The following is a 13457-nucleotide window of genomic DNA, read 5'->3' as shown; positions in this document are numbered from 1 at the left end:
GGTATCGAGCGGGTACGACAAATCCCCGCTATGACAGGCGGTTACGCCCGTCTAGCTTTGCTGCGGCGGGGCCAGCCCGGCCGAAACCGGCACCAGGACGGTGGCGTGACCGGCCTTCTCGAAGTTGAAGGTGAAGTTGTACAGCAGGCCGTTGCTGATCGGCTTGGCCAGTGTCACGGTCGCCTTGGTCGCGTTGCTGGAGCCCATGGGGCCGGGCCCCACCCTCTGCCCCTCCGGCGTTCCGATCAACAGCATGCCGCCGGCGGGCAGTCGACCATCTCCGCGCAAGGCCACCGAGCCGACGTCGCTGGTGATGCTCACCAATCTGTCCGGCATGTCCGGCGACCGGTTGACGGCGACCAGCGCCAGGTCCACGGTCTGTCCCGGCTGCACGGAGTCACCGGTCTGCTCGGCCTGCATGCGGATGTCGCGCAGCGCCACGTTGTTGAACGTGACCTTGTTGCCGTTGATGGCGGGCTCCTGGACGGCCATTTGCGAGACCTGGCCCGCACTGCAGCCGCTGAGCAGGACCGCGACCACCGCGACGAGGCCGACGAGCGCGGCCCGAGCGGTCGGCGCGGGCAGGCGGACGGGGAGGCTGATCTCGAATCGGTTCACTCAATGCCTCCTGCTGGGCCGGTTCGACTGATGCAACTATGCACAGTAGTAGGAAGGTTTCGCGCGCGATAGCGCGGGGCGTCGGACCAGCCCGGGAGCCCGTCCGCGCGGCCCGTCAGGGCTGCATTGGGGCCCCTTCCAGGGCCGAGTGAAGGCATTGGTAATGTGCATCACTGCACGTTCTGCTCCCCCTGTCAACCCCTAATTTGCGCGTGTTGTGCCCCTGACCTGCATCGTTGCTCCGCGCGCGATTGGGCGGCCGTGTTAGGATGAAGTAACGAAAGGGGCTCGAATCAGATGATCTTCAAGGTCGGCGACACCGTTGTTTACCCACATCACGGTGCTGCGTTAGTCGAGGCGATTGAAACCCGCACCATCAAAGGGGAACAAAAGGAATATCTCGTCTTGAAGGTGGCGCAGGGAGACCTGACAGTTCGAGTTCCCGCCGAGAACGCTGAGTACGTGGGTGTGCGCGACGTCGTTGGGCAGGAAGGCCTGGACAAGGTGTTCCAGGTGTTGCGGGCCCCGCACACCGAAGAGCCGACCAACTGGTCGCGCCGCTACAAGGCCAATCTGGAAAAGCTGGCCTCCGGCGATGTCAACAAGGTGGCCGAGGTAGTGCGCGACCTGTGGCGTCGCGACCAGGAACGTGGTTTGTCCGCGGGCGAGAAGCGCATGCTGGCCAAGGCCCGTCAGATTCTGGTCGGCGAATTGGCGCTGGCCGAAAGCACCGACGACGCCAAAGCGGAAACCATCCTCGACGAGGTTCTGGCCGCCGCTTCCTGAAGGCCCTGAGCTCTGGTGGTCGGGGGCAGCGTTGTCGCGGTGGTCCCGGCCGCAGGGTCGGGGGAGCGGCTGGGCGCCGGTATTCCGAAGGCTTTCTGTGAAGTCGACGGGCGCACTTTGCTGGACCGTTCCGTCGGCGGTCTGCTGGACTCCGGGGTTGTCGACCACGTGGTGGTCGCGGTCCCGGCGGCGCGGGTCGACGAAGCCAAGCGGGCCCTGGACGGGCGAGCGACCGTCGTCGCCGGCGGGCCTGACCGCATCACATCGGTGAGCCAGGCGCTGGCCGCCATCCCCGGTGATCCCGAGTTCGTGCTGGTGCACGACGCCGCCCGCGCCCTGACACCGCCCGCCTTGATCGTGCGCGTGGTCGACGCGCTGCGGGCCGGGCACAACGCAGTCGTGCCCGCACTCCCGCTGCATGACACCATCAAGGCCGTGGACGCCAACGGTGTGGTCCTGGGCACGCCCGAGCGGGCCGGCCTGCGCGCCGTGCAGACACCGCAGGGTTTCTCCCGCGACTTGCTGCTGCGCGCTTACCAGCGCGCCGGCACCGCCGATTTCACCGACGACGCCTCGCTCGTCGAGCACGTCGGTGGCCAGGTCCAGGTAGTCGACGGCGACCCGCTGGCGTTCAAGATCACCACCCAGCTCGATCTGCTGCTCGCGGAAGCGATCGTGCGGCGGTGAGCGAGCTGCCGCGCGTCGGCCTGGGCGTCGACGTGCACCCGATCGAACCCGGGCGGCCCTGCTGGCTGGTGGGTCTGCTGTTTCCCGGCGCCGACGGCTGCGCCGGCCACTCCGATGGCGACGTGGGGGCGCACGCACTGTGCGACGCGCTGTTGTCGGCCGCGGGGCTGGGCGACATCGGCGCCGTCTTCGGGGTGGACGACCCGCGCTGGAAGGGCGTCAGCGGCGCCGCCATGCTGCGCCATGTCGCGGACCTGGTATCGCGGGATGGCTTTCGTGTCGGAAACGCCGCCGTGCAGCTGATCGGCAACCAGCCGAAGGTCGGTCCGCGCCGTGACGAGGCGCAGCGGTTGCTCTCGGAGCTGCTGGGGGCGCCGGTCTCGGTATCGGCGACCACGACCGACGGGCTGGGCCTGACCGGCCGCGGCGAGGGCCGCGCTGCCATCGCCACCGCGCTGATAGTCGCCGTTGGCTGAGGCGCGCAGCGCCGGGCAGCCTGGAACCACCCGGTAAGCTGGCACGTCGTGACCGATCGCGCCCGCTTGCGGCTACACGACACCGCAACCGGTGCCGTGCGTGATTTCGTTCCGCTGCGCGAGGGCCACGTCTCCATCTACCTGTGTGGCGCCACGGTCCAGGGCCTGCCGCACATCGGCCACGTGCGCAGCGGCGTGGCCTTCGACATCCTGCGCCGGTGGCTGATGGCGCGCGGCTGCGACGTCTTGTTCATTCGCAACGTCACCGACATCGACGACAAGATCCTCAACAAGGCCGCCGCGGCCGACCGGCCGTGGTGGGAGTGGGCAGCCACGTACGAGCGCGCATTCAGCGCCGCCTACGACGCCCTGGACGTCTTGCCGCCGTCGGCCGAGCCACGCGCCACCGGGCACATCACCCAGATGGTCGAGTTGATGGATCGCCTGATCGAAACGGGCCACGCGTACGCGGCGGGCGGCGACGTGTACTTCGACGTGCTCAGCTACCCGGAGTACGGCCAGCTGTCCGGCCACAAGATCGACGACGTCCACCAAGGCGAAGGCGTGGCCACCTGCAAGCGCGATCAGCGCGACTTCACGCTGTGGAAGGCCGCCAAACCCGGTGAGCCGTCGTGGCCCACACCGTGGGGCCGCGGACGCCCCGGCTGGCACCTGGAGTGCTCGGCGATGGCACGCACCTATCTGGGGCCGGAATTCGACATCCATTGCGGCGGGATGGACTTGGTCTTCCCCCACCACGAGAACGAGATCGCGCAGAGCCGCGCCGCGGGCGACGGATTCGCCCGCTACTGGCTGCACAACGGCTGGGTCACCATGGGCGGCGAGAAGATGAGCAAGTCGCTGGGCAACGTGCTGGCCATACCGACGATGTTGCAGCGCGTGCGACCGGCGGAGCTGCGCTACTACCTGGGCAGCGCCCATTACCGTTCGATGCTGGAATTCTCCGACACCGCCCTGCAGGACGCGGTGAAAGCCTATGTGGGAGTCGAGGAATTCCTGCACCGCGTCCGCGTCCGCGTCGGCGCCGTCGAGCCCGGGGAATGGACCCCGCGGTTCGCCGGGGCGCTCGACGACGACTTGGCCGTGCCGGCCGCGCTGGCCGAGGTGCACCACGCCCGGGCCGAGGGCAACCGGGCTCTCGACAGCGGCGACCACGAAGGCGCGCTGCAGCATGCCCGCGCGATCCGCACCATGATGGGCATCCTGGGCTGCGACCCGCTCGACGAGCGCTGGGAGACCCGCGACGAGACGTCGGCCGCGCTGGCCGCCGTCGAGGTGCTGGTGCGCGCGGAACTGGAGAACCGGGAAAAGGCCCGCGAGCAACGCAATTGGGCGCTTGCCGACGAGATCCGGGATCGGCTGAAGCTCGCCGGCATCGAGGTCACCGACACCGCCGACGGGCCGCAGTGGGAGCTGTTGGCCCGCGAAGAAAAGCGCACCAAGTAGATGGCCGGCAATTCGCGGCGCCGCGGGGCGATACGCAAGGCGGGCACCAAGAAGGGACCGACCGTGGGCTCGGGCGGCCAGCGTCGCCGCGCGCTGGAGGGACGCGGTCCCACACCGCCGGCGCACCTGCGTCCCCACCATCCCGCCGCCAAACGCGCCCAGTCGCAGTCGCGCCGGCCTGCCCGGCGGACCACCGACGAGACGGAAACGGTGCTCGGCCGCAACCCGGTGCTGGAGTGCCTGCGGGCCGGGGTCCCGGCGACCGCGCTCTACGTGGCCGTGGGCATCGACGCCGACGAGCGGGTCACCGAATGCGTTTCGCGCGCGGCGGATTCGGGCATCTCGATCCTTGAGGTGCCACGTGCCGACCTGGACCGGATGACCAGCAACCACTTGCATCAGGGCATCGCGTTGCAGGTGCCGCCGTACAACTACGCACACCCCGACGACTTGTTGGCGGCCGCCACCAACTCGCCGCCGGCGCTGTTGGTTGCGCTGGACAACATCTCCGATCCGCACAACCTCGGTGCAATCGTGCGCTCGGTCGCGGCATTCGGCGGTCACGGTGTGCTGATCCCGCAGCGGCGCTCGGCGTCGGTCACGGCGGTGGCCTGGCGCACCAGCGCCGGGGCCGCGGCGCGCATCCCGGTGGCGCGGGCCACGAATCTCACCAGGACGCTCAAGGATTGGGCCGACCGCGGAGTCCGGGTGATCGGCCTGGACGCAGACGGCGACACCCTGGTCGACGACATGGACGGCGCCGACCCGCTGGTGGTGGTCGTCGGGTCGGAAGGCAAAGGGCTGTCCCGACTGGTGCGGCAGAACTGCGACGAGGTGGTCTCCATCCCGATGGCCGGGCACGCCGAATCGCTGAACGCCTCGGTGGCCGCCGGGGTAGTGCTCGCCGAGATCGCCCGCCAGCGCAGGGCTTAACCGCGGTGCGCCGCTGGCCCGTGCGCCTCTGCGCCGTGCTGGTCCTCCTTGTTGCCCTGGCGCCCGCGGCCGGTGCCCAAGCCCCCGAATTCGACCTGCAGGCCCATCGCGGCGGCCGCGGAGAGACCACCGAGGAGTCGTTGCGGGCCTTCGCGAAAGCGCTCGAATTGGGCGTCAGCACACTCGAACTCGACATCAACATCACCAGAGACGGGCAGCCGCTGGTGTGGCACGATCCGACGATCGACGCCGAGAAATGCGCCGACACCGGACCCGCCTTCGGCGGCGATCCGCAGTATCCCTACGTCGGCAAGCTGGTGCACGAGCTCACCCTGGTGCAGATCCGCACCCTCGACTGCGGACGGTGGCTACCCGACTTTCCCGACGCCGAGGTGGTGCGGGGCAACAAGATAGCCATCTTGCCGGAGGTGTTCGCGCTCGCCGATTCCTACCGCGCCGCCGTGCGCTACAACATCGAGGCGAACGTGGCGGCCGACAACCCCGGCACGTCCGCCGAGCCCCAGCAGTTCGTCGACGTGATACTGGCTGCGGTCAGGTCGGCCGGCAAGGTCGGCCGGGTGCAGATACAGAGCTTCGACTGGCGCACGCTGCCGTTGGTTCGCCGGGCCGAGCCGTCAATTCCGTTGGCGGCGTTGTACGACGAAGACACCTGGGTGCGCGATTCGCCGTGGCTGGCCGGTGAGGACGCCGGCGCCATCGGAGACCCGATGATCGGGGCGAAGCTGGTGGGTGCGGACATCGTCTCGCCCGAGTACCGGCTGGTCACCGGCAAACCGTATGTCGATCGCGCGCATTCGCTGGGGCTGCAAGTGATCCCGTGGACGGTCGACGACGCGGCCGCCATGCGCGAACAGATCGCCGACGGGGTCGACGGGCTGATCACCGACTACCCCACGCTGTTGCGCGGCGTGCTCGCCGAATTCGGAATGCCGCTGCCGCCGCCCTACCGCCGCGCTAGGCGCCGAGCAGCCGCGCCGACACCCACAGCCCGAGCACCGCGACCACCAGGGACCCCGGCACGGTGCACAACCCGAGGCGGGTGTACTCCCCGACGCCGGCGTCGACGTGGTGCTGGCGTAATACCCTGCGCCACAATAGGTTCGACAGCGAACCCACGTAGGTGAGGTTGGGGCCGATGTTGACCCCGATCAGCACCGCGAGAACGGCTACCGGCCCGCCGGGCGCGACTAGCGGCAGCAACACCAGCGTCGCGGGCAGGTTGTTGACGACGTTGGCCAACACGGCGGCGATCGCCGCGATCGCCACCAATGCGGGCAGACCCGAGCCCGATGGCAACACCGCGGACATCGCGCTGTCCATCCCGTTGACCATCAGCGCCCGCACCACCACGCCCAGCGCCAGCACGAACACCAGAAACGACACGTGCGCCGAGCGCGCCACCTCGACCAACGAGGTGTGCCGTCGGCTCAGGCTGCGCACCGCGAGCACGGCGGCGCCGGCGAGCGCCACCCAGGCCGGGGCCACCCCGACGGACTGGGCCACCGCGAACCCGGCCAGCGTCAGCCCGACCACCGCCAACACGAACACCGGCGGCCGCGGCGCCGGCCCGGGTTGCTCCGGGTGCGGCTGCACCCGCAGGTCACCGGCGAAGAACCACCGAAACACCGCGTACAGCGTGGCCACCACACCCGCCCACGGCAACGCCATCAACAGGGTGAACCGCGTGAATGAAATGTGGGCGCTGTGAAAGGCCAACAGGTTGGTCAGGTTCGACACCGGCAGCAGCAGGGAGGCACCGTTGGCCAGGTGCGCGGTGGCATAGGCATACGGCCGCACCGGGGTCCGCAGCCGGCGGACGGCGGCCAGCACCACCGGGGTCAGCAACACCACCGCGGTGTCCAGGCTCAGCACGGCGGTGATCAGTGCGGCGACCACGAACACCCGCCGCAGCAGGCCGCTCGACCCGACGCGCCCGCGCCCAATCGCCGCGCCCGCCGCCTCGAACAGGCCCTCGTCGTCGCACAACTTGGCCAGCACCAGCACCGCGCCCAGGAACCCGACCACCGCCGAAAGCCCGGTCACCTCCTCGACGGCCTGACGCATCGATATGGCCCCGGCCGAGATCAGGATCAGGGCCGCGGGAACCGCCGCCACCGCCTCGGGCAGGCCCCGTGGGCGCACCACGGCGAAGGCCAGGACGGCAGCGAGCAGCGCCAGCGCAATGGTCAAAGTCAATGGAAAACCGCTTCACGCCCAGGGGTTCTCGCGTCGCCAGACCGTCGGCAGGTGCAGCGCGACGCCGTCCCGTGCGGCCAGGTCGTCGAGGACGCGGATGGCGGAGTCCAGGTCGTCGCCCGCATAGGGCAAGGCCCGCAGCGGTTTTGACAGCGGCCGGAAGAAGTCGTCCCAGTGAATCATGACCACCCGGCGCGCCCCCACCGCGTGCACGGTCTCGGTCCAGTAGTCCACCAGGTATGACCTCGGCTGCAGACCCAGCTGCCCGACGGACAGGTAGACGGCGTCGGCGCGCTGGCCCGCCAGCGCGCCCTCGACGAAACCGGCGCTGCCCTGGATCAGCAGCCGCCGGCCCGTCGGCCGGTGGTGCACCAGCGTCGACCAGGACTCGCCGCACCGGTAGGCGGACGCCCTGACCGGCGGCGTCACCGGGGCGTCGATCGTGCCGGGAAACCGGTCCGGTGGGCAGTGCGCGGATTCCACGAGCGTCACGTCGTAGGCGCCCAATCCGATTGGCTCCCCGCTGGCGGCGATCAGGAGGCGGTCCTCGGGCAGCCCGTACCCGCGCCCGACATTGGCCGCCGACTCACCGCCGACCAGTCGCGCGCCGGTGCGGTCGGCGACCAGCGCGGAGTCCAGCACGTGGTCGATGTGGGTGTGCACGGGGACGACGGCCTCCAGCCGGGACACCTTGGCCCGCGCCAGGCAGCCGTCCACCCGGGGCGGCGACGGCGCCACCTTGCCGGCGGCCACCCGCGCCAGGCTCGGGCGGGAGAAGTAGCCGTCGGTCAGCAAGGCCGACGAGCCGTCGTCGATGAGCAGCGTCGCCACGCCCATCCACGTCACCGACAAGGACCCGGGAGCGGCGGCGGGCGCGTCGAACCGGTCCGCGTAGCGCGCGATGTCGGGCCGACCGAGTTTCAGCCGCATCAGCTGAACGCCCCGATCTCGAGGCCGGCGGCCTCGAGCCGTTCGCGCACGGCGGTCGCTATCTGCACCGCACCGGGCAAATCACCGTGTACGCAAACCGATTCCACCCTGACCGCGATCTGCGTGCCGTCGATGGCGTTGACCCGGCCGGCGGTCACCATGCTCAGCACGCGGTCGGCGATCGCTGCCGGGTCGTGCAGCACCGCGCCGGGCTCGCGGCGAGCAACCAGCTGGCCGTCGACCCGGTAGGCGCGGTCGGCGAACGCCTCGGCCACCGTGCGCAGCCCGCGGCGCGCCGCCTCGTCGAAAAACACCGAGCCGGCCAGGCCCAGCACCGGCAATGCCGGGTCGACCATCCGCACCGCCTCCGCGACCGCGGCCGCCTGGTCGCGGTTGGTCACGATCGTGTTGTACAGCGCGCCATGCGGTTTGACGTAGGACACCGCGGAACCGGATGCGTGCGCGATGGCCTGCAGCGCGCCGATCTGATACACCACGTCGGCGGCGAGGTCGTCGGGGGCGACGTCGATGAAGCGCCTGCCGAACCCGGCCAGGTCTCGATAGCTCACCTGCGCCCCGATGTGAACGCCGCGCTCGGCGGCCGACCGGCAGACCCGCAGCAGGCCGGCGGGATCCCCGGCGTGGAATCCGCACGCCACGTTGGCGCTGGTGACGATCCGCAGCAGGGCGTCGTCGTCACCGAGGCGCCAGACGCCGAAGCCCTCGCCCAGGTCGGCGTTGAGGTCGATACCGGCCACCCGCCCAGCTTATGGGCACGCTAAGTGGTGGCCTCGCTGCGGCGCCCCAGCAGCCAGCAGGACAGGTAGATCAAGAACGATATCCCCGCGACGAAGACCGACACCGGAACACCGGGCGCCAGCGACAGCACGATGCCGCCGACGGCGGATACCTCGGCGAAGACGACCGAGGCCACCATCGCCGCGGCCGGCGACGCCACCACCCGGGCGGCCGCGGCCGCCGGGGTGATCAACAACGACATCACCAGCAGCGCCCCGACGATCTGCACGGCCTGCGCGGCCACCACACCGACCAGGGCGGCGAACACGATGCCCAACGCGCGAACGGGCACGCCGCGGGCCGCGGCGACGTCGGGGTCGACGGTGGCGAACAACAGCGGGCGGTAGCACGTCGCGATGACGGCGATGACGAGCAGGCACACCAGCGCCAGCATCGTCAGCCCGGTGTAGCCGACACCGACGATCTGTCCGGTGAGCAACGCGAAGCTGGTCGCGGTCCGGCCCGGGTAGAGGTAGATGAACAGCACCGCCAGGCCCAGTCCGAACGCCAGCACCACGCCGATCACCGAGTCGCGTTCGCCGGCCCGCCGGCCCAGCACGCCGAACAGCGCGGCCGCCAAAGCACTGCCGATCAGGGCGCCCACCCCCACCTCGACGCCGACCAGGAGTGCGAAAGCCGCTCCGGTCAAGGACAATTCGCTGGAGCCGTGCACGGCGAACGACATCTGGCGCATCACGATGAACGGCCCGATCAGCCCGGCCACCAGTCCCAGCAGCGCAGCGGCCAGCAACGCTTGCTGGACGAAGTCGTGGCCGAGCAGGTGGGCGGTGACGTCGAAGTCGAGCAGGTGGGCCAGCACGCCGGTGAGCCGGTGATTCACTGGTGGGCCCAGTCGTTCGTCTCGCCCGCCACCACGTAGCGGTCCTTGACCTTCACCACCTGGATGTCGGCCCGGTACAGCATGGAGAGCGTCTCGGTGGTCATCACCTCTTCGACGGTGCCGATCCGGAATCGTCCGTCGACCAGATAAACCAGCCGGTCGACGTACGGCAGGATCGCGTTGAGGTCATGGGTGACGACGATGACGGTGGTCGCGGCGTCGCGGCGGCGGCGGTCGATCAGGCCGGACACCAGCTTCGCGTTCGCGGGGTCCAGCGCCAGCAGCGGCTCGTCGCACAGCAGCAGCATCGGATCGCTGACCAGCGCCTGCGCGATGCGCATCCGCTGCAGCTCGCCGCCCGACATCAGGCCCACCCGGACGTCCGCCAGGTGTTCGGCGTTGACCTGCCGCAGCGCCTCGGCCACGGCCGCGCGCCGTCGGACCCGGTCGGCGGGTTTCAGCGGCATGCCGCCCCAGCGATGCCCGTCGACGCCCAGGCGAACCAGGTCGCGTCCCCGCAGCATCACGTCGTGGTCCATCGGTCGGTGTTGCGGCACGTAGCCGACGCGCCCGCTGCCCGAGCTCATCGGCTTTCCATCCACCAGAGCGACACCGGAGGACAGCGACAACTGCCCCAGCAACACCTTGAGCAGCGACGTCTTGCCGCTGCCGTTGGGTCCGAGGACGGCGATGAATTCGCCGCGCGCCACCGACAGGTCCAGGTGGTCCCACAGCACGCGGTCACCGAGAGCCAGCCGGGCACCGCGCAGCGAGACGGTATCCGGGTAGCGGCCGACATCCCGGACCGCGTCGAGGCTCACGGCTGTACTGACCGGCGGGACTGGAGCGCGGCCAGCAGCTGGTTGACCGTGTTGCGTTGCCAGGTCAGGTAATCCGTGCCGGCGGGCAGAGTTTCGCTCACCTCGGTCACCGGCACGCCCGCGCGCTGGGCGGCGTCCCGGACGCCGTTGATCGCGGCGGTGGACGTCTGCGGGTCCACCAGCAGGGCCGACACCTGACGGTGGTCGATCAGGTCGAGGACGTACGCCATGTCGGCGGGCGAGGGGTCCGTCTCGTTCTCGTTGGCCGCGGTGAACGCGGGCGGCGTGCGGTTCACCAGGCCGGACGCACTCAACAGGTAGTACCCGACGGGTTCGGTCGCGATGATCCCGGCGCCGGGGTAGGCGCTGGCGATGGCGTGTTCGGAGATGGCGATCGCGTCGGCGCCGCGGCAGAACTCGGCGGCGTTGGCGCGGTAGTCGCCGGTGTGGGCGGGGTCGAGGGCGGCGAGGCGGTCGGCGATGGCGAAGGCGACCGATTTGGCGACGTCGAGGTCGTAGAAGACGTGCTCGTTGGCCGGCCGCTCCGCCGAGTCCTTGTGGAACGAATAGGCGTCGATCGACCTCACGCCGGGATGCCCGGCCAGCACCTGGTCCACCCAGGGGTCGTAACCGCCGCCGTTGTACACGACCAGGGTGGCGTCGGCGATGGCGGCGGCGTCCGACGGGCTGACCTGGTAGGAGTGCGGGTCGGTGTCGCCCCCGGTCAGGATGGACTCGACCACGAAGTGACGGCCGGTGATGGCGCTCGCCACGCTGCCCCACACACCGGTGGAGGCCACGACGGTGGCCGCACGCGGGTGCGCCGGGCTGCCGCACCCGATGGGCGCGGTGCCGGCCGCCAGCAGGACCAGCACGGCCGGCAGCCAACGCAGCGCGCGGCCCGCTCCGATTCGTCCCATGCGTGCGTCCGATGTCCTCTCGCCGGCCGGTCGGCCGACCCACAATACTAATGAAAATCGTTTCCATTACAAAGTGACGGGTGGAAGCCGCGTAGGCGCGCATGCGGATCGGCTGTAGCGTCACCGACTGTGAGCCCCGCACTCCCCCGCAAGCGGGAGGTACCCCCGCACCGGCGTGCGACTCTCGCATCGTTGGCGGACGAACTGAAGGTTTCGCGCACCACCATCTCGAACGCCTTCAACCGGCCGGATCAACTCTCCGCCGACCTACGCGAACGCGTGCTCGCCACGGCCAAGCGGCTGGGCTACCCGGGCCCCGACCCGGTGGCGCGATCGCTGCGCACCCGCAAGGCCGGGGCGGTCGGCCTGGTGATGGCGGAGCCGCTGACCTACTTCTTCAGCGATCCGGCGGCGCGGGATTTCGTTGCCGGCGTCGCCCAGTCCTGCGAAGAGCTGGGGCAGGGCCTGCTGCTGGTGGCCGTCGGGCCCGGCCGCAGCATCCAGGACGGGACGAGCGCGGTGCTCGGCGCCGGCGTGGACGGCTTCGTGGTGTATTCGGTGTGCGAAGAGGACCCGTATCTACAGGTCGTCATGCAGCGCCGGTTGCCGGTCGTGGTCGTCGACCAGCCGAAGGGACTCTCTGGTGTGTCCCGGGTGGGCATCGACGACCGGGCGGCGATGCGCGAGCTGGCGGACTACGTGCTCGGGCTGGGGCATCGCGAGATCGGGCTGCTGACCATGCGGCTGGGCCGGGACCGCCGGCAAGGGCTGGTGGACGCCGACCGGCTGCGGTCGCCGGCCTTCGACGTGCAGCGCGAACGCATCATCGGGGTGTGGGAGGCGATGACGGCCGCCGGCGTCGACCTCGATGCGCTGACCGTGGTGGAGAGCTACGAGCACCTGCCGGAATCCGGTGGCGCGGCCGCCAAGGCGGCGCTGGAGGCGAATCCGCGAATCACCGCCCTGATGTGCACGGCGGACATCTTGGCCCTGTCCGCCATGGATTACCTTCGCGCGCGTGGCATTTACGTTCCCGGTCAGATGACCGTCACCGGTTTCGATGGCGTGCCCGACGCGATCGGCCGGGGGTTGACCACGGTGTCCCAGCCGAGCCTGCAGAAGGGCCGCCGGGCGGGTGAGTTGTTGTTGAGCCCGCCGCGGTCGGGCCTGCCGGTCGTCGACGTGTTGGACACCGCGCTGATCCGCGGCCGCACGGCCGGGCCGCCGGCCTAGGTTTCGCTGGACTCGGTGTCCCCGATCAACAACCGCACGGCGAGGTCCAACCGCTTGCTGACGTCGGTCGCCGAGGCGCGCCGGGTGAGCCAGGCCAGCAGGTTGGACAGCCACACGTCCGAGATCACCCGGGCGATGTGGTACTGGTCCTCGGTCGGTTCGCCGTCGGCCATCGCCCGGGCGAACATGGAGTCGATGAGCTTCTCGACCTGGTCGACCTCGCTGGCCGCCGAGGCGTCGGCGAAGACGTAGGCCCGCGTCATGGCCTCGGTGAGCAGCGGATTGCGCTGCATCGCGCGGTTGAGCTTGCCGACCATGAAATTCAGCCGCTGAAACGGCGTCCCCCCGGCGACCGACGAGCGGTCGGTCTTGGCGTCGATGCGCCCGAATTCCCGGCCCAGGGCAGACACCAGCAGGTGCACCTTGGACGGGAAGTACCGGTACAGCGTGCCCACCGCCACGTCGGCGCGGTCCGCGACGGCGCGCATCTGAACCGCCTCATAGCCACCCTTGGACGCGATGGCCATGGTGGCGTCCAGGATCCGTTTGCGGCGTTCCCGCTGTGCCTCCGAGCCGAGTTCGGACTCTGCCAGTACCGCCACGTTCATCACCTCACGCGGTTGCGAGTCGGAAGCGCGGCTCGCGTTGGCCTTCGAGTTGGCACTGGCTGGCATCTGACGGGTTGCTCCTCTTTCTGGCGGCTCGCTTGCAAACGATACGCATCCTGAGT

Annotated in this window: 14 protein-coding genes and 1 pseudogene; 7 read left to right on the top strand and 8 right to left on the bottom strand. The window is 70.0% G+C overall.

What is annotated here, in order from left to right; all coding sequences use genetic code 11:
• Positions 1 to 51: 51 nt before the first annotated feature.
• Entirely contained in the window at positions 52 to 618 is a 567-nt protein-coding gene (locus KXD96_RS01085) for a hypothetical protein (RefSeq protein WP_260742461.1), read from the bottom strand.
• Positions 619 to 915: 297 nt separating this feature from the next.
• Between KXD96_RS01085 and carD the strand changes: the two genes are divergently transcribed.
• The 6 genes and pseudogenes from carD to KXD96_RS01055 form a co-directional block, all read left to right on the top strand.
• Positions 916 to 1404: an RNA polymerase-binding transcription factor CarD gene (gene carD, locus KXD96_RS01080; RefSeq protein WP_003419482.1), complete on the top strand. Its 489-nt coding sequence runs from the start codon at positions 916 to 918 to the stop codon at positions 1402 to 1404.
• A 12-nt stretch (positions 1405 to 1416) separates the two neighbouring features.
• Positions 1417 to 2091: a 2-C-methyl-D-erythritol 4-phosphate cytidylyltransferase gene (ispD, locus tag KXD96_RS01075; protein WP_396878937.1), complete on the top strand. Its 675-nt coding sequence runs from the start codon at positions 1417 to 1419 to the stop codon at positions 2089 to 2091.
• The gene (ispF, locus tag KXD96_RS01070) at positions 2088 to 2567 is read left to right on the top strand and encodes a 2-C-methyl-D-erythritol 2,4-cyclodiphosphate synthase (protein ID WP_260742377.1); all 480 of its coding nucleotides are present in this window, start codon (positions 2088 to 2090) and stop codon (positions 2565 to 2567) included. The genes ispD and ispF overlap by 4 nt, the downstream gene beginning before the upstream one ends.
• Positions 2568 to 2615: 48 nt before the next feature.
• Positions 2616 to 4034, top strand: coding sequence for a cysteine--tRNA ligase (gene cysS / locus KXD96_RS01065; RefSeq protein WP_260742376.1), 1419 nt, complete (start codon positions 2616 to 2618; stop codon positions 4032 to 4034).
• Positions 4035 to 4967 (top strand): 23S rRNA (guanosine(2251)-2'-O)-methyltransferase RlmB, encoded by a 933-nt coding sequence (gene rlmB, locus KXD96_RS01060; RefSeq protein WP_260742375.1) that lies wholly within the window; start codon positions 4035 to 4037, stop codon positions 4965 to 4967.
• Positions 4968 to 4987: 20 nt separating this feature from the next.
• Positions 4988 to 5941: pseudogene (locus KXD96_RS01055) on the top strand (glycerophosphodiester phosphodiesterase); the annotation flags it as partial.
• Between the two features lies 1 nt (position 5942).
• Here KXD96_RS01055 and KXD96_RS01050 read toward each other — a convergent pair.
• Genes KXD96_RS01050 through KXD96_RS01025 form a run of 6 tightly spaced genes read right to left on the bottom strand, consistent with a single transcriptional unit; the run spans position 5943 to position 11494 of the window.
• Positions 5943 to 7184, bottom strand: coding sequence for an SLC13 family permease (locus KXD96_RS01050; RefSeq protein WP_260742373.1), 1242 nt, complete (start codon positions 7182 to 7184; stop codon positions 5943 to 5945).
• A 12-nt stretch (positions 7185 to 7196) separates the two neighbouring features.
• The gene (locus tag KXD96_RS01045) at positions 7197 to 8114 is read right to left on the bottom strand and encodes an MBL fold metallo-hydrolase (RefSeq protein WP_260742372.1); all 918 of its coding nucleotides are present in this window, start codon (positions 8112 to 8114) and stop codon (positions 7197 to 7199) included.
• The gene (locus KXD96_RS01040) at positions 8114 to 8872 is read right to left on the bottom strand and encodes a LamB/YcsF family protein (protein WP_260742371.1); all 759 of its coding nucleotides are present in this window, start codon (positions 8870 to 8872) and stop codon (positions 8114 to 8116) included. The genes KXD96_RS01045 and KXD96_RS01040 overlap by 1 nt, the downstream gene beginning before the upstream one ends.
• 20 nt (positions 8873 to 8892) lie before the next feature.
• Positions 8893 to 9753, bottom strand: a complete 861-nt coding sequence (locus KXD96_RS01035) for a metal ABC transporter permease (RefSeq protein ID WP_260742370.1) — start codon at positions 9751 to 9753, stop codon at positions 8893 to 8895.
• On the bottom strand, positions 9750 to 10574 hold the full coding sequence (locus tag KXD96_RS01030; protein ID WP_260742369.1) for a metal ABC transporter ATP-binding protein: 825 nt from the start codon (positions 10572 to 10574) through the stop codon (positions 9750 to 9752). Before KXD96_RS01030 ends, KXD96_RS01035 begins: the two co-directional genes overlap by 4 nt.
• Positions 10571 to 11494, bottom strand: a complete 924-nt coding sequence (locus tag KXD96_RS01025) for a metal ABC transporter solute-binding protein, Zn/Mn family (protein ID WP_260742368.1) — start codon at positions 11492 to 11494, stop codon at positions 10571 to 10573. Before KXD96_RS01025 ends, KXD96_RS01030 begins: the two co-directional genes overlap by 4 nt.
• A 129-nt stretch (positions 11495 to 11623) precedes the next feature.
• On the opposite strand from KXD96_RS01025, the gene KXD96_RS01020 reads away from it, so the two are divergent.
• Complete coding sequence (locus KXD96_RS01020; RefSeq protein WP_260742367.1) at positions 11624 to 12727, top strand: LacI family DNA-binding transcriptional regulator; 1104 nt, start codon at positions 11624 to 11626, stop codon at positions 12725 to 12727.
• Here the strand turns inward: KXD96_RS01020 and kstR are convergent.
• Complete coding sequence (gene kstR / locus KXD96_RS01015) at positions 12724 to 13329, bottom strand: cholesterol catabolism transcriptional regulator KstR (RefSeq protein WP_260742366.1); 606 nt, start codon at positions 13327 to 13329, stop codon at positions 12724 to 12726. The genes KXD96_RS01020 and kstR overlap by 4 nt on opposite strands.
• Positions 13330 to 13457: the final 128 nt, after the last annotated feature.

The sequence above is a fragment of the Mycobacterium sp. SMC-2 genome, assembly GCF_025263485.1.
Classification (GTDB): domain Bacteria; phylum Actinomycetota; class Actinomycetes; order Mycobacteriales; family Mycobacteriaceae; genus Mycobacterium.
This window is presented reverse-complemented; position numbering and strand designations above follow the sequence as displayed.